We start from the raw sequence: 15572 nt of genomic DNA, 5'->3' as shown, positions 1-15572 counted from the left end.
TGCACCTCCAGGCCCCTTACCTTTATGTATTAAACTATTTTTTTGATAGGCATAAAAGTTACTTTTTTCCTGCCAAATCGTATTATATCGGACAAATGCAAGTATGAATATACCGATTCTTTCCATATGCGCAGAAAAACAAGTGAAGTCTACTTATACCCGCTTAAGGCAATCCACTTTGTTCTATAATCTCGCATGGTTTCAGAAAAACGAAACGACCTCTTCCCGGTAAAATACCGAGAAGAGGTCGTAGAAAAACGCAAACCTAGCAGCATAAAGTGTGGACACAGCCCTATTTAATACGTATAAACAAGCTCCTTGCCGCTCGCCCACAACAGCTCGTTGTCAGGCAGCCACCCGAGCAGCGTACCCGCTCCGGCAAACGTGATCGAGCGGTCTTTTCGGTCATACACCCAAATCCTCTTCCCGCTCGTCTGGTAGGCGGCATAACGGGAGTCCGGCGACCATTGTGCCCCGGCAATCAGGTAGTAATCTTCGTAGCCTTCCTTCATTTTCTCATGAGCGAACAGATCGGCAATCATTTGCTTGGTTACTCGTTCGTCTTTTAAAGGAACGCTGCTCTTGTTCGTCAGATCAAATACCAGCTTGCCCAGTGGATTGTCCGGACCAGTTCCCGCAGGCAAAATAATTCGCCGATTGTCCTGCCATTCGATCGGATACATAAACAAAAAGCCGTCGCTATGGCTCAGGTAGACAGCTCTCGAGCGACTGAATATCGTTTGTCCTTTATCGTTCAGAACGATAAGATCGGCATCCGGTCCCAAATACTCGTCGCTCGCCATCAACACGGCAATTTTCTTGCCATCTGGGGACGACGACATGCCATAGACCGGCCTCTTGAAGGAACGAAGCTTGCTCAGCGCCTGACGCCCTGTCGTGTTTGCTTTGTATAATGTTTTATTTCCGCTCACCATGTAAGTGTAACCGTTGTAAAACCGGTCCGAGAACATATCTTTATAGCCGTAATCGTTGTCGTACCCTGCAGGCGGCTCCGCCGGCGAGCGGAGTTTTAACACTTCACCGTTTGCGGGTTTATACAGTTGATGCTCTTCCTTGTCGTAAAAAAGATAAGAATCGATCGTGTTCTTGTCGGCTGAACGAATCGGCTTGATCCAGCCGGTGCGCCACGCCGGAACGAACTTGCTCTCGCCCTTCGGCCATTTTTTCAACGTTAATCTGGGCTCTATGCCTTCGTATTGAACCGTCACCTGATTTCGCTGCGGATTGTCGTCGTTGCTGAAATAACCGCCCGAAACCGTCTTCGCGTCGTCTAAATCGAAAGCGAACGAAAAGATTTTATCCTCCGATACAAGGTGAAACCGGATTTGCAGGAAAGTCGAAGAAATCCAATCCAGATTGTAGTTCAGCTGCTCCTCTTTGCTTTTGACCAAACTTTTATTAATGGCCTGTTCGACCGAATTCCGATCCATGTCGGCGTTTGCCCTAACTTGGACAACCTTGTCCCCGCCATCGTCTGTCTCCAGCCGCTGGATATACAAATACGGCGTCTCTTCGGGCAATGGAGCAGCCGTCTCCCTCAATTGGATCGCCGCACCCGGCGTACCGCCCGGAGATTCCAAGCCATTAGCCAGCATCCCAGACGCTTCAATCGGTGCCGCAGTTACGGAGTCACGGCTTTCCGGCACCCTTCCGTCCGTTTCGCTGCATCCTGCCAGCAATATCGCCATAATCGCAATGAATAGGATTGGACGCATCTAACTCCTCTCCACCTCTCCGCTTGTTTATTGATATCTAGGTATTTTGTTTGTATGAAAGTATACACTAGACGATCCAAAGGTGGAAAAATGTTGCAAAACAAGCAGCAAACAAACCGGCTAGAAAATAGCGGTCCGGTTTAATGAAACCGCTGTTAAAGCAAAAAGCGCAAGCTTCAGTGTGGTGATACCCTGAAAGCTTGCGCTGATTTTATACATGTATTCAACAATCTTTGCGATTAATTGCCAGGAGCATACTCTTCGTCAATAATCAAAATGGGTTTAATGACAGCACCCGACAGAGAATCGCTCGACGCGTCGTTAATATTTTCGAATTTATAATATTTCACCAATTGATCAAATGAGAATGCGCCAGCTTCGAAAAACTCAATCAGCTGCGGGATCGACAACTGCGGAATGCTGTTGCCCATCAGAACGCCTTTGATCGAACGGTTAACTCCAGCCAAGTCGTTAAACGTATAAATTTCTACAGGATTTTTGGAAGCACCAACTGGTGCAGCTACACCGCCGCTGGCCAGCACTTCGATGGATGTCCGAATTACTTGCGGCACGCCTGTCGTATCTACGGTGTAGTTGACGCCGTTGCCGTCTGTCAGTTTATTGATTTCCGATTGCACATCCTGTGTTTTGCTGTTAATGACATGCGTCGCCCCTAGCTGTTTTGCCGTTTCAAGGCGGCTGTCATGAATATCGATACCGATAATTTTCGTGCAGCCGGAAATTTTGGCCGCCATCATCGCCGCAAGACCGACCGCTCCGGTGCCGAATACGGCTACGCTGGAGCCTGGTTCAGGCTTCAGACCGTTCAGAATCGTGCCGCTGCCAGTCAAGAATCCGCAGCCAAGCGGACCGACTAGACGCAAATCGACGCTTTTCTTCACCTTGGTCAGATTGCGTTCACGCGCCAGCGTATACGTGCTGAATGAGGATTGGCTAAAGTAAAAATTAACCGGAGTGCCGTCTTCCCGATGGAAAAAGTACGATTCATCCTCGCGGGTACCTCTCATGTTCAAGTTATTCCACTCGACGCATGACGCGGGAACACCCGTCAGGCAGTTTTTACAATGTCCGCAATAATCGAATGAGAGAACAACATGATCGCCGGGCTCGAAGCCTTGCACGGCTTGGCCTACTCTTTCCACAATGCCTGAGCCTTCATGGCCGAGGACAATCGGGAATTGCAGCGGCGTATCGCCTCTGCGTACGACATCGTCGGAGTGACATATGCCGGAGGCAACCATTTTAACTAAAATTTCGTCATCGCGCATTTGACCAAGCGTTAGTTCTTCTATCACATAAGGAGCTTTCTGTTCATTAACGACAGCTGCTTTAATTTTCATATCCGATCCCTCTCTCTATGGATAATGAGTGACACCCGAAATGATCAGTTTCGGCATTACGCCACAGCCTTTTTCTCGCGAGGAATGCACACAAGACCGCGGACGGTTTGTGTTTAATTAGGCCTGTGCAATTGATAAAAACGTTTTCTTGCTTATAATAAAATTAAATGTCAGCTTATTCAATCGACAGCGGAAGCGAATGTGTTGAACCATCGACAATTCGACGGCATTTGTGCAAACGATGCCAAAATCCAAACAAAAGGAGCGAGATTGTTGAATTACAGTTCACGCCGCCAGAAGAGTCAGCATCAAACCATAACGCTGCTCAAACAGGCTCTGATCGATCTTATATTAGAAAATGGCACAATCGATAATATTACAGTAAGTGAAATTGCCGGCAAAGCGGATTTGAATCGCGGAACGTTCTATACCCATTTCAAGGATAAAAACGAGCTGTTGGAAGCGTTGTTCATTGACGCTATCGTCGGAAATAAACAAGCGCTCACGGAGCCTTATAAGCAAGTTCGCAGAGTAGCGCTGGACGGTGTTGTTCCGTCAACGAAATTAATATTTGACCATATCGAAAAAAATAAAAAATTGTTTAAAGCGCTTGATCTCATTAACGAGATGCCCAATTTATACGAGCGATTAGAATCAATGTACCGGCAATTGTTCACCGAAGATATCTACATTGAACGGGCGAATGGCAACTCGGACACGGATTACGAGATGATGGTCAGCTACGAAAGCAATTCGACGCTGGGCGTGATTAAATACTGGGTGAGAGGAAACTTCAAATATTCCGCGGACTATATGTGCGAACAGTTAACGACTTTTTATGCGTACCCCGTTACGGCTCTCGTATTTAAACATCGCGTTTGAACGCAAAAAAGAACGGCCTCCTTCTGCGGAGGGCCGTTCTTTTTCCTTATATAAGCTTATGCTTGTACCATTTCTTTCCTCGGAAGCGCCACAGAAAGATAAGGCCTCTTATGCCCCATTCACAGTTCATGGCGATGAAGACGCCCATAATGCCCATTCCAAACGGAATGGCTAGCAAGTAGCCGAGAATGACGCGGAACAGCCACATGCTGAGCATCGAGGAAATCGAAGTGAATTTCGAATCGCCTGCCGCCCGAAGCGCCGACGGCAATACAAAGCTTACCGGCCATAGCGCGACTTGGCATATCGCCGTCAAGAGAAGCAGCGCAAATATATCGTCGACAATTTCGGCCGGAGGATTAAACAATCCGACCAGCGGCTGGAAAAACGGGAAGAAGATTAGACCGCTCAGCAGCAACAGTATAGAGCCCAGCCACAGAAAAGATCGAATAAACTTCTTCGCGTCGTCTACGTGACCGCGGCCGATGCATTGGCCGACTACAGTAACGATCGTAAGCGACAACGCCGCTGCCGGCACTTGAAAGAAACCGGCCAGCGTATTTGCAATGGCATTCGTCGCGATCGCGTAAGTGCCCAGGCTGACGATAAAGACTTGGGTGAGCAGCTTGCCGCCGTTAAAAAACATTTGCTCAGCGGCAAACGGCAGACCGATAAACATAATTTTTCGCAGCATGGAGAACGGCACGTGGAACAGCTCTCGTAACCGGATATGAAGCGTATGGTCCATGCGGAACAAATAATAGAGCGCGCAAGCAGCGCCTGCGAATCGGGCGATATTGATCGCGATCGTCATCCCCATGACGCCCATATTCAGCATCGCAACAAAAAGGATATTCAATAACACGTACAACAAATTCATAATGAGCGAGAGCGCCAGCGACGCCCGGCTTTTCCCTACTCCCCGAAGAGCACCGCAGATCGCTTGTACGACCGCCAAGCCGACAAAGGAAATGCCGCTGCCGATCAAATAGACCTTTGCGCTGCTCATTACCTCCCCCGACGCCGAGCCAAACAGTATTTGCAGCAGTGGATGATGGAATGAAATAATGAGCATGCCAATGACTAAAGCGAGCAGCGAAACGGCGGCTATGCTGCTGCTCGTTGCCCGCGAAACCATCAGCCCGTTCCCGCTTCCCTTGTACTGCGCAACGACGACTGTCCCGCCGGTCGCTACAGCGACGAATACGTTAATGAGAAAGACGTTCAATGAATCGACCATATTGACGGCACTGACCGCCGCCACTCCCGAAGAGCTTATCATTGCCGTATTGACCAAATTCAGCCCGACGATAAACAACTGGTCGATCAGAATAGGAAAGTAGAGAGCGAATATTTGCCGATAATCCATCGTTTCGCCCGTAAAATATTTATTTAGACAGGCTTCCGTCCATGCCTTAAACCGAAGCAGCATCCGCCATCACATTCTTTTCATCGTAGTAGAGTTCCGTTCATACTTGTCAGTTTGGAGGATACTACTCTAATGGCTTTCTGTCAACAAAACGAGGTAAATACTGGTTAAAGGAAAATGCCCTAGCTGCCGGACGGGTAATTCTATGGTTGGAGTGCCTCCTGGTCAATAACGATTTCAGCCAAAAGCTCATCCAGCGTACTTTTCTTTGCTACCAATTCTTTCTCATTAAATAAGAGGTAAACGGGATACTGTTTGAGGTTTAACTTTGTTGCCTGTCTCTTGCCTTCTTCCGTGTTCGTATCGTATACCATGGCCCGAGCATATTGAAATAATGCCTTAGAACATATATCCACTCTGATTATATTCCAATTATAAGGAGGTGAATATGGATCATTTGCAGATTCTAACAATGACAGGCTCGCAATCGGAAACAAAAAATAGACGAAAAAGAAGCTTGACTTTCAATCGATTACTTTGTTATTAATTATATAGACCGATTGCTATAATTATAATCGAAGAGGTGTTCACGAATGCGGCAAAATCGAACGCGAGACGCCATCATTCACTGCGCAGCCCAATTGTTTCATAAGCAAGGCTACCACGGAACGGGCTTAAGTCAGATAATTAAAGATAGCTCTTGCCCGAAAGGCTCCTTGTATTATTATTTTCCGGAGGGGAAGGAACAATTGGCACTGGCTTGTATTGAACATACACACCAGCTAGTTGCAGAGAAATGGGAAGCGATATTCAAGCAAACGGACAATCCGGGTATAGCGGTGGAAACGTTCATCGCCACGATGGTCGACGAAGCGGAAGCTTCCGGCTTTGATTGCTTCTTCCCTGTCGGGTCCTGGGTCGCCGTAGAGGCCTCAGGAGTCAGCAATCAACTGCAGGAAGCTTGCCAGAACGTCGTCAACCGTTGGCACTTCTTCCTATCCGAGCAGCTTCGGAAAGCTGGACTGCCCGATTCTGCTGCCGAAGAAGCGGCGCTTACCGTCCTTTCTCTAACGGAAGGCGCGCTTCATATCGCTTTAATCTATCGCGATCCGAAGCCGTTCTTGAACGCCTCCAAGCATTCTAAATTACTGATCGATCATTTGCTTGCAACCCACAAGCAACAAAACAACTAGTTTATCGGAGGCAGAACAAGACATGCAAGCACAAGCATCTTCCGCAGGTCCGGCACAAACCGGCCAAACCTATAAAGTCGTGCCGATCATGTTGGCGCTAATGATCAGCGGTTTTATCGGGATGTTTAACGAAACGTCGCTCAACGTTGCGCTTACAAAATTGATGGATATTTTGCAAATTACGCCAGCCACCGCACAGTGGCTGACGACCGGTTATTTACTTACGCTTGGTATACTGGTGCCTGTATCCGGGCTGCTGCTCCAATGGTTCACGACGAGGCAGCTGTTTATAGCGTCAGCCATCTTTTCTATTATCGGCACGCTGACGGCGGCGCTGTCGCCGAACTTTGAAATGCTCCTCATTGCGCGCGTCATCCAAGCGATCGGCACCGGCTTGATGCTTCCGCTCATGTTCAATACCATTTTGGTTATCTTTCCGCCTGAGAAGCGCGGATCCGCCATGGGGATCATCGGTCTCGTCATTATGTTCGCACCGGCCGTAGGCCCAACGATTGCCGGTCTTCTTATCCAACAGCTAAGCTGGCATTGGATATTCTGGTTGTCGCTGCCGTTTCTCGTCATCGCCTTGCTTTGCGGCATTTTGTTCATGAAGAACGTCTCGACGATTACGAAGCCGCCCATCGACCTTATGTCTATACTTCTTTCAACAATTGGTTTTGGCGGCATCGTCTTCGGCTTTAGCAGCGCCGGCGAAGGAGAAGGCGGCTGGACAAGCCCTAAGGTAGTGATCTCGATTGTCATCGGTGTTGCCGCGTTGATTCTGTTCTCCATTCGTCAATTTAGAATGGAGAGGCCGATGATCAACCTGCGCGCCTTCAAGTATCCGATGTTCTCGATCGGACTGCTTTCCGTCTTTATTACGATGATGATTATTTTATCGTCGATGCTCGTGCTCCCCATTTATTTACAAAATGGATTCGGCATGTCGGCGTTCGAAGCCGGACTTCTCATGCTTCCTGGCGGCATCATCAACGGAATTATGTCGCCGATTATGGGACGCCTGTTCGATAAATACGGACCGAAGTGGCTCGTTATCCCTGGCTTTCTCATTGCAGCCGCGGCGCTCTGGTTCTTCTCCGGCATTACGCCGGCATCGGCGTCGTTCCTTATTATCGTGCTTCACTCCACGTTGTTTATCGGCTTATCGATGATTATGATGCCGGCTCAAACGAATGGTCTTAATCAGCTGCCGCCGCAATTTTATCCGGACGGCACTGCGATTATGAATACGCTACAGCAGATGGCCGGTGCAATCGGCACCGCCATTGCGGTGAGTATCATGTCCGCCGGTACTGAACATTATATGAAAACGTCCGCCAACCCGAACCCGATTGAAGGATTAACCGCGGGCGTGCAAAATGCCTTTATGTTTGGCGCTATTACCGCCTTAATCGGCTTCATCGTCGCCTTTTTCATCAAGCGCGTCGTGGTCAATAAGAAATAAAGAGAAAGGAGTCCATGCCTCGCGGCATGGACTCCTTTCTCTTTAGAGAGCGCGTTATTATTCCGCTGCATGAGTTTTAATCAACGGCGTGAATCGCGCCTTCGTTTGCGCAGCCAACTGCCCCGGCGCGAGCTCCATTTGGCAGCCGATTTTCCCCGCACTGACCGCAATTGTATCCTGCGCCTCCGCGCTGCTGTCGATAAAGGTGGGATATAGCTTTTTCATCCCGATCGGAGAGCATCCGCCGCGCACATAGCCAGTCGATTGCAGCAGCTCCTTGACCGGCAGCATCTCTATCTTTTTCGCCCCTGCCGCTCTTGCCGCGTTTTTCAAATCAAGCTCCTCCGCTACCGGAATGACAAATACATACAAACTTGCGCCTTGATGTGCGACAAGCGTCTTGAACACCTGATTCGGTTGTTTGCCGATTTTCACTGCAACGGCCTCGCCGTGAATTTGTCCGTCCTCGTTATCGTAATGATGAATGCGGTATGGCACCTTCGCCCGCTCCAGCATCCGCATCGCATTCGTTTTCGTTTCAGCCATCCGGCCTTCCATCTCCAATCCTTCATCCCTTGATCTTTTGCACTGCTACAAGGATAACAGGAGATGGAGAGGAACGCTATCGCGGACGCAAATTAAGGATGCAGTAATCATGCCGTTCCCGAAAACCCCCGTTTATTCGGCCTTTGGCCACATGCCTGTAAATTCTTGATCACGATAGGCAAAATAATCGCCCAATACGTTCTCTTTGTCGTCCAAAAATAGCTGATCGGCAATCGCCGCTACGATTTTCGGAACTCCGCAACGCATGCCGGATAAGGCCGATGCCGATATGCCGCAGCTGATAAGCGCCGAGTAGTTAAAGCTGAATAGGCCATGTAACAGCGATGCGCCTTCTTCATCGCGAGCTGTGAAGGCGAATCCCGGGGTTAAGTAAGGGTGCGCATCTAAAATATCGCTGGCGATGCTTTCAGGGGCGGCATACCGATCGCCCCACCTCGCGATATGCCGCTCCACCAGCTTCAGCTCGGGACGCAGCGACGGATCGGTCAGCAGCCCCGTGCTGACGATGATAAAATCGAAGTTTTGTGTCCCTTGCGCCGTCACGACTTCGACGCTCCCATCGTCCGCTTGTGCCACGTTTAACCATGGCGATCCAATATGCAAGCGAAAGCCGGACCATGAGGAAGCCCGCTCGAACGTATCGTTGGTCGGCGGTTGATTATGCTTGAAGAAGTGTACCATCGCCGCATATTTGTCGCCATCGGGAAGCGACGGATACCGCTCAATCATGCCGGACGCTTCCATTTGCCGAATCGGGTTAATGCGTGGCATCTCCTTTCGCCTAACGAAAACATGCGCTTCCGCCACTCCTTCGGACAGCGCGTAATTCGCATTGTCGAACGCCGATGCTCCCCCGCCCAAAACGGCGACACGCTTCCCTTTCAGCGATCCAAAGTCAATGTCCTTCGACGCATGCGCATAAAGCGAGGACGGCAGCCGATCGGCTATCATCGGCGGTACATGCCATTCCCCGCCACCCTGAATCCCCGTCGCCAGCACCACTTTCCGGGCGAGCACCGTCTCAGAGGACGAACCCTCGCCGTCCAAATGAAGCCGGTAAAGCCCTTGTTCGACCGGTTCGATCAGTCTTAGTCTTGTTCCGTTGCAAACAGGCAGGCCCAGCACGCTGCGATACCAGCGCAAATAGCTCATCCAGTCGCCTCGGTTAATTTTATCGACTCGCTCCCAGCCCTCGGGACCGAATTGCGCCTCCCACCAGGACCGATACGTAAGCGAAGGAATGCCGAGATCGATGGAGGTCAAATGCTTTGGCGTCCGCAGCGTCACCATCCGGGCGTACGTCACCCAAGGTCCTTCTAGTCCTTCCTTATTCTCGTCGATAACAAGAATGTTCGAAATTCTTTCCTTCATCAGTCCGAAAGCAATGGCGAGTCCGCTCTGCCCGCCTCCTACGACGACCGTATCGTATACGCGGCCTTCGGTATGGGCGCGGGGGAACACCCAGTTGGCGCCGCCGTAAGCCAAGTAGGACAAATCCGTTTTCACCCTATCGTTCAACGCTTCTATGCTCATCGTCCTCATACCTTTCAGCAATAGGAGATTATAAACGGTTCGATTCGCTTGGATGTCAGACTATATAACATTACTTACTTCCATCTTAGCTGGACCGTTTGAACGGATGAAGGCGGATTCAGTTATTTTGTTTGTCATGCCTAACGATTACGGATCTAATTGTTCATGGTTACGATAAAAGCAGCAGACACGCCTCACCTTTACACCGTTTCTAGTTGAATCAAGTGGCCTAGTTGTCTGGTGATATTGACGGAGATTTCATGGCGTGGTAAAAAGTTAAGCCGCAATTTCAGGCAAACCTGAAATTAAAAAAGGCTGCTCAGGAAAATGATTACTCACTGAGACAGCCTTTTTGGGCAATTCATGAATCCGGACGAATTTCATCGGACATTAACAACCGCTGTTTAAGAGCATCCATTTGTGCCTCCGCACCTGGGTGCCCTTAAACAGCCTATTTCGAATGATGTATAGTAATATTCGCTACACCTTAATGCTCAAATAGCTTTCTACCTCTTGCCAAGGAATGCTGAATCCTTTGCCTTTGGCGCAAAAGATCGAGGTCGACGTGTATTCCGGATCGGCATCCTTATTGTAACCTTTATCCGCAATGACTTTATCTGTCTGATGGCAGCGCTTGTAGCCTCCCGGCCGCAGCGAAAGACTGCCCTTCCCGCGCGTAAAGGCGGCAAATTCCAAACCGTAGTTGAGGAACGTCGACACTGGTACGGCCGCCGTAATCATCGTCTGGTCGCCGTCCGTCTCCGGCGGATCGAACACGCCGCTCGCTTGTTGAATATCGGACATAATTTTGCCGATATGATCGAGGCTCGCTTTTATTTTCACCGCATACACCGGCTCAAGCAGCACATTATCCGCTTTCTCTAGTCCTTGCCTGAGCGCGCGCAGCGCCGCTTCGCGGAAATCGCCGCCGCTTGTGTGCATGTTATGCGACTTTCCCGTTAATAACGTTACCTTCAGATCGGTGACCGGCGAGCCAGTCAACAGGCCGTGATGGTCCTTTTCGGTCAAATATTGGCCGATCGCATTCTGGAAGCCGCTCGCCAAATCGTTCGGATGGCAGCGATTCATGAAAGTCAGCCCGCCCCCCCGTGGTCCCGGCTCAAGCAGAAGATGCACCTCCGCCAAGTGGCCGAGCGGCTCGAAATGCCCGTAGCCGAAAACGGAATTATCGATCGTTTCTTTATACAGCACTTCCGGCGTCCCAAATGAGACAGCCATATCGAAACGGTCTGCCAATACCTGCTCCAACACTTCCAGCTGGATCGTTCCCATAACGTGAACGTGCAGCTCTTGGAGCGCTTCGTTCCACGAAACGGCAAGCGACGGATCTTCCGCATCCAGCAGTTGAAAGCGGCGCAGCGCTTCACGGTCAGGGATCGACCGGTCATACAGCACTTTCGACTGCAGCACAGGCATAAGCTCGTATTGCGCGTGCACGCCGCCTTCGCCGACAGCGAAGCCCGCTTCCGCCGAAGTCAAGCCGGTCACCGCGAACAGCTTTCCTGCCTCTGCTTGATCTGCCGACGTATACTTGTCGCCGCTATAAAGACGAATTGACGTCACCTTATCCCGCCGTTGTTCACCGTTTCGATCTTCATATACGATCTCATCCCGCACGCGCAGCGTTCCTTGCGTCGCTTTCATAAATGTTACTCTTGTCCCCTGCTTGTCGTGCCTAATTTTATAGACCCGAGCCGCAAATGGAGCCCCCTGATCGCGGCTAGCGTAAGTCCATTCGGTCAGCCGTTCCATCGATTCGGCAATTCCTACATCGAGCAAAGCAGAACCGGACATGACCGGGAATAATTGCCGCTCTTTTATGAGCCGGCTAATCGTTAAACGCGCCAATGTCTCGTCGGCTTTGCCGTCCAAATAAGCCTCAAGCAGCTCTTCGTCGCGTTCCGCTGCAGCGGACAGCAGCTCATCGGGATAGCCCGTCCCTCCGGCGGGTACGGCATCAGGGCTCAGCTGCTTGCGAATTTGCGCTAGGACGGCGTCCGCGTCCGCGCCTTCGCGATCCGTTTTATTAATAAAGAAAAAAACGGGAATACAGTGCTTTTTGAGCAGCTCCCACACCGTCTCTGTATGACCTTCGATACCCTCAGCCGCGCTAATAATAACAACGGCGTAATCCATCGCTTGCAGGGAACGCTCCATTTCCGCTGAAAAATCGACGTGCCCAGGCGTATCAATCAAATCATACGTGCGGTTATTTATGAGCATCGAGGCTTGATCGGCGAATATAGTAATGCCGCGAGCCTTCTCCAGGTCGTGAATGTCGAGAAAAGCGTCTTTATGGTCGACTCTGCCTCGATTGCGGATACTGTTTGCCCGATACAGCAGCTGCTCGGCAAACGTCGTTTTACCGGCGTCGACGTGGGCCAGCAGGCCGACCGTAATCGGCGCATGCCCCATCATAGCGCCGCAGTGAAGCGGTTCGACAGCGTTCCTAGCTTCTCGATACGAATCTTCACTTCATCGTCCGGCTGCAAATACACTTGCTTATCCTCCGGGAGGCCAAGTACGACGCCTTCCGGCGTGCCAGTTAAAATAACATCGCCCGACTCAAGCGTCATGTGATGGGACAGATAGCTGACGATCTCGTCGCAATGAAAAATCATATCGGATGTATTGGAATTTTGCCGCAGCTCGCCGTTCACTTCCGTTTGTATAGACAAGCGGTTCGGGTCACCGACCTCATCCGAAGTAACAAGATACGGGCCGAGCGGGCAAAAGCCGTCGCCGCTCTTGCCGAGCAGCCACTGCGAGGTGCGTGTTTGCAGCTCCCGGGCTGAGAGATCGTTGGCTGCAGCGTATCCGGCGACATAGCCGAGTGCATCCTTTTTCGAGACGCGCTGCGCTTTTTCGCCGATAACGATCGCAAGCTCCGCCTCGTAATCCAGCTTTTTTGTCGTCGCAGGAATAGTTACAACGGACAAATGGCCGGCAAGCGCATTATTGAACTTATTGAACAATATCGGGTATTCCGGTATCGCTGCATTCGTTTCTTCGGCATGCTTGCGATAGTTCAATCCGACGCAGATCAGCTTCTGCGGCGCGGGCACGCAAGGCGCCCATTCCGCCGTTTCTTCCGCTACTAGGTAACGATGGTCGGCTACCGTCGGCAATGACGCCACATAAGCATCCAACCGCTTTAACGCGTCCTTTCCGCCTCTCAGCAGCTCCATCATTTCTGTTGGGATGCCCCTGCCTGTCCCGTCTGCCGGCTTAACCGCCAGCGCTTTTTCGATATCAATTAAGCCGCGGTCCGTCGCCACGCACAGTCTGTATCCCGAATCTGTTTTTATCGTTGCCAGCTTCATCGTCGTTTCTTCCTCCCGTTACTGCGTTTATTTGGGCAAGCCATTTCAATAATCCAGTACTTTTATTTGAGTTCATCCCTATTGGTTATTCTCACATGCGGCCCATAGGAAGACAGCTCCACCAAGTTATCATCCGGATCGCGAATATAGACCGATTGCATTGGCCCTAGCGCCCCTGTCCGTTCCACCGGCCCGAGCACCGGCTCGATGCAATGCTCCTTCAGCTGACGCAGCACCTCTTGCAGCGAATCGTTCACAATGAGGCAAAAATCTGCCGAGCCTGGCATTGGCTTGTCAGCCTTCGGGTCGATCTCGTGGCCGACTTCCTGAAAATTAATTTTTTGCAGCCCGAACTTCGCCGCTTTGCGCCCTTGGCCGAATGTCTGAATGTCCATGCCGAGCACATCGCCGTAGAAACGAACGGACTCGTCGATGCTCTTTACCGTCAACACCAAATGATCCAGTCTTTCAATCCTCATGCTTATCCCCCTTAGTAGGACGGTCTTGTCTATGCTGTCTTCTTTGCTGTCTTCATTAGCTCTTGCAACTAGACTTACAACCAGTATAAGCCATCCGGAGCCGCTCTTTCCATGAAAGCTTATAAATGCAACTGAGTAAAGAATGAGGTATATTTCCACGATAGCCGACCCATGCTACAATATGGATAAAACGCTTGTCCATTCCAAACGATGAAGGAGTGACATTAATGGCTATCGACATTTATTTGAATTTTAAAGGAAATACCCGTGAAGCGGTGCTTTTTTACGCGGATGTGTTCGGTACACAGCCCGATAATCTGCTCACATTCGGAGACGTCCCGCAGGACCCGAACCATCCTTTGCCGGAAGAAGCTCGCGATTGGATTATGCATGCAAGGATTAATATTCACGGCAGCACCGTCATGTTTTCTGATGTGCTCCCGAACATGCAGTTTTCGCAAGGAAACAACATTACGCTATCGCTTGGCTTTACCGATCTTCAAACGTTTAACAACACGTTTGACCGGCTGAAGGAAGGCGGCGAAGTCGGGATGGAACCGCAGGAAACATTCTGGAGTAAGCGTTATGGGAATCTGACCGACCGTTTTGGCATCGGCTGGCAGTTTAATTTTAACGAAGAATAGAGCTAGCGCCGCGCTGCCGTTATTGCTGCTCCATCGTCACAAATTGCCCTTCAATTGCCCGGTCGGCTTCGCAAGTTTCGTTCGATCAATCGCACAAATGGTTTTTTTAGTGTAAAATAAAAGCTATTACGAATTAGGAGCTGCATCGCATGGCAAACGAAGAAGTAATTTTGACGCAAGAAGGCATGAATAAGCTCGAGGAGGAGCTTGAGGAGCTCAAGACAGTTAAGCGGGCTGAGCTGGCTCAACGTTTGAAGGTCGCCATTAGCTACGGCGATTTGAAGGAGAACAGCGAATATCATTCGGCGAAGGACGACCAGGCGTTCATGGAGACGCGTATCGTTCAAATCGAACGGATGCTGAAAAAAGCCAGAGTCGTTGAAAGCACCGACAATTCAAAAGTGCAAATCGGGTCCGTTGTCGTGTTGAACGATATCGAAATGTCCGAGCATATTGAATATAGGCTAGTTGGTCCAGCCGAAGCCGACGTGTTCAACAATAAAATTTCGTATGAAAGCCCGCTAGGCAGCGCACTGCTCGGCAAAACAGCGGGAGACACTGTCAAAGTGGCCGCTCCGATCGGCGAAATCAGGTACGAAGTGCTGGAAATTAAAAACGTTTAATGTTTGAAAAAGGCGCAAATCCACATTAGGATTTGCGCCTTTTTCAAACATTGGGGTCATGTGTACCTCTGTCAAGAAAGTAGACACGCTCATTATGCAACCTGGTGCTACTCGTAATACCGTTTTACACATAAATATGGGGTCATGTAATTAATAGAAGAATGACGGCGAATCCGGTTGTAGCCAAACTCTACTCCTGTAAGACGGAAACCCGTCTTACAGACGCATATCCGGCCCTAAATTCACCTCTCTCGCATGTATTTTCTCCTTTGTAAGGTTCCTTCGAGCCTTACAGCACGGTCGCAGGCTCATTTTCTCCTCTGTAAGGCGCTTTCGAGCCTTACAGCACGGTCGCAGGCTCATTTTCTCCTCTGTA

Annotated in this window: 13 protein-coding genes; 5 read left to right on the top strand and 8 right to left on the bottom strand. The window is 50.2% G+C overall.

Annotated elements, in window-relative coordinates; genetic code table 11:
* Window positions 1-296: 296 nt before the first annotated feature.
* Window positions 297-1736: a hypothetical protein gene (locus ACFVTB_RS00065; protein WP_387743324.1), complete on the bottom strand. Its 1440-nt coding sequence runs from the start codon at window positions 1734-1736 to the stop codon at window positions 297-299.
* Between the two features lie 239 nt (window positions 1737-1975).
* Window positions 1976-3097: an NAD(P)-dependent alcohol dehydrogenase gene (locus ACFVTB_RS00060; RefSeq protein WP_387743321.1), complete on the bottom strand. Its 1122-nt coding sequence runs from the start codon at window positions 3095-3097 to the stop codon at window positions 1976-1978.
* 273 nt (window positions 3098-3370) lie between these two features.
* Here ACFVTB_RS00060 and ACFVTB_RS00055 point away from each other — a divergent pair, with 273 nt between their 5' ends.
* Complete coding sequence (locus tag ACFVTB_RS00055) at window positions 3371-3979, top strand: TetR/AcrR family transcriptional regulator (protein ID WP_387743319.1); 609 nt, start codon at window positions 3371-3373, stop codon at window positions 3977-3979.
* 46 nt (window positions 3980-4025) lie between these two features.
* On the opposite strand, the gene ACFVTB_RS00050 is transcribed toward ACFVTB_RS00055, so the two are convergent.
* Window positions 4026-5411, bottom strand: coding sequence for an MATE family efflux transporter (locus ACFVTB_RS00050; RefSeq protein WP_387743316.1), 1386 nt, complete (start codon window positions 5409-5411; stop codon window positions 4026-4028).
* 530 nt (window positions 5412-5941) lie between these two features.
* On the opposite strand from ACFVTB_RS00050, the gene ACFVTB_RS00045 reads away from it, so the two are divergent.
* Both ACFVTB_RS00045 and ACFVTB_RS00040 read left to right on the top strand, forming a co-directional pair.
* Window positions 5942-6541: a TetR/AcrR family transcriptional regulator gene (locus ACFVTB_RS00045; protein WP_387743314.1), complete on the top strand. Its 600-nt coding sequence runs from the start codon at window positions 5942-5944 to the stop codon at window positions 6539-6541.
* 22 nt (window positions 6542-6563) lie between these two features.
* Complete coding sequence (locus ACFVTB_RS00040) at window positions 6564-8006, top strand: DHA2 family efflux MFS transporter permease subunit (RefSeq protein ID WP_387743311.1); 1443 nt, start codon at window positions 6564-6566, stop codon at window positions 8004-8006.
* A gap of 57 nt (window positions 8007-8063) precedes the next feature.
* Here the strand turns inward: ACFVTB_RS00040 and ybaK are convergent, their stop codons facing one another.
* From ybaK to ACFVTB_RS00015, 5 genes are all read right to left on the bottom strand, one after another.
* Window positions 8064-8552, bottom strand: a complete 489-nt coding sequence (ybaK, locus tag ACFVTB_RS00035) for a Cys-tRNA(Pro) deacylase (protein WP_387743308.1) — start codon at window positions 8550-8552, stop codon at window positions 8064-8066.
* A 132-nt stretch (window positions 8553-8684) separates the two neighbouring features.
* The gene (locus ACFVTB_RS00030) at window positions 8685-10106 is read right to left on the bottom strand and encodes an NAD(P)-binding domain-containing protein (RefSeq protein ID WP_387743306.1); all 1422 of its coding nucleotides are present in this window, start codon (window positions 10104-10106) and stop codon (window positions 8685-8687) included.
* Between the two features lie 480 nt (window positions 10107-10586).
* On the bottom strand, window positions 10587-12545 hold the full coding sequence (locus ACFVTB_RS00025; RefSeq protein ID WP_387743304.1) for a GTP-binding protein: 1959 nt from the start codon (window positions 12543-12545) through the stop codon (window positions 10587-10589).
* Window positions 12542-13450, bottom strand: a complete 909-nt coding sequence (locus ACFVTB_RS00020; RefSeq protein ID WP_387743302.1) for a fumarylacetoacetate hydrolase family protein — start codon at window positions 13448-13450, stop codon at window positions 12542-12544. The genes ACFVTB_RS00025 and ACFVTB_RS00020 overlap by 4 nt, the downstream gene beginning before the upstream one ends.
* Window positions 13451-13512: 62 nt before the next feature.
* Window positions 13513-13929 (bottom strand): VOC family protein, encoded by a 417-nt coding sequence (locus tag ACFVTB_RS00015; protein WP_387743299.1) that lies wholly within the window; start codon window positions 13927-13929, stop codon window positions 13513-13515.
* 227 nt (window positions 13930-14156) lie between these two features.
* Between ACFVTB_RS00015 and ACFVTB_RS00010 the strand changes: the two genes are divergently transcribed.
* Window positions 14157-14573, top strand: coding sequence for a VOC family protein (locus ACFVTB_RS00010; protein ID WP_387743297.1), 417 nt, complete (start codon window positions 14157-14159; stop codon window positions 14571-14573).
* 149 nt (window positions 14574-14722) lie between these two features.
* The gene (gene greA, locus ACFVTB_RS00005; RefSeq protein WP_387743294.1) at window positions 14723-15196 is read left to right on the top strand and encodes a transcription elongation factor GreA; all 474 of its coding nucleotides are present in this window, start codon (window positions 14723-14725) and stop codon (window positions 15194-15196) included.
* The last annotated feature ends 376 nt before the right edge of the window (window positions 15197-15572 follow it).

The organism is Paenibacillus sp. NPDC058071, assembly GCF_042885235.1.
GTDB lineage: Bacteria > Bacillota > Bacilli > Paenibacillales > Paenibacillaceae > Pristimantibacillus.
Note: the sequence above shows the minus strand (reverse complement) of the source record. Positions and strands in the feature narration are given on the sequence as shown.

Excerpts from the sequence above, each read along its gene's own strand:
- ACFVTB_RS00010 (WP_387743297.1), top strand. The coding sequence starts at position 14,157 with ATGGCTATCGACATTTATTTGAATTTTAAAGGAAATACCCGTGAAGCG.
- ybaK (WP_387743308.1), bottom strand. The coding sequence starts at position 8,552 with ATGGCTGAAACGAAAACGAATGCGATGCGGATGCTGGAGCGGGCGAAG.
- ACFVTB_RS00025 (WP_387743304.1), bottom strand. The coding sequence starts at position 12,545 with ATGATGGGGCATGCGCCGATTACGGTCGGCCTGCTGGCCCACGTCGAC.
- ACFVTB_RS00015 (WP_387743299.1), bottom strand. The coding sequence starts at position 13,929 with ATGAGGATTGAAAGACTGGATCATTTGGTGTTGACGGTAAAGAGCATC.
- ACFVTB_RS00050 (WP_387743316.1), bottom strand. The coding sequence starts at position 5,411 with ATGCTGCTTCGGTTTAAGGCATGGACGGAAGCCTGTCTAAATAAATAT.
- ACFVTB_RS00030 (WP_387743306.1), bottom strand. The coding sequence starts at position 10,106 with ATGAGCATAGAAGCGTTGAACGATAGGGTGAAAACGGATTTGTCCTAC.
- ACFVTB_RS00065 (WP_387743324.1), bottom strand. The coding sequence starts at position 1,736 with ATGCGTCCAATCCTATTCATTGCGATTATGGCGATATTGCTGGCAGGA.
- ACFVTB_RS00020 (WP_387743302.1), bottom strand. The coding sequence starts at position 13,450 with ATGAAGCTGGCAACGATAAAAACAGATTCGGGATACAGACTGTGCGTG.
- ACFVTB_RS00045 (WP_387743314.1), top strand. The coding sequence starts at position 5,942 with ATGCGGCAAAATCGAACGCGAGACGCCATCATTCACTGCGCAGCCCAA.
- ACFVTB_RS00040 (WP_387743311.1), top strand. The coding sequence starts at position 6,564 with ATGCAAGCACAAGCATCTTCCGCAGGTCCGGCACAAACCGGCCAAACC.
- greA (WP_387743294.1), top strand. The coding sequence starts at position 14,723 with ATGGCAAACGAAGAAGTAATTTTGACGCAAGAAGGCATGAATAAGCTC.
- ACFVTB_RS00060 (WP_387743321.1), bottom strand. The coding sequence starts at position 3,097 with ATGAAAATTAAAGCAGCTGTCGTTAATGAACAGAAAGCTCCTTATGTG.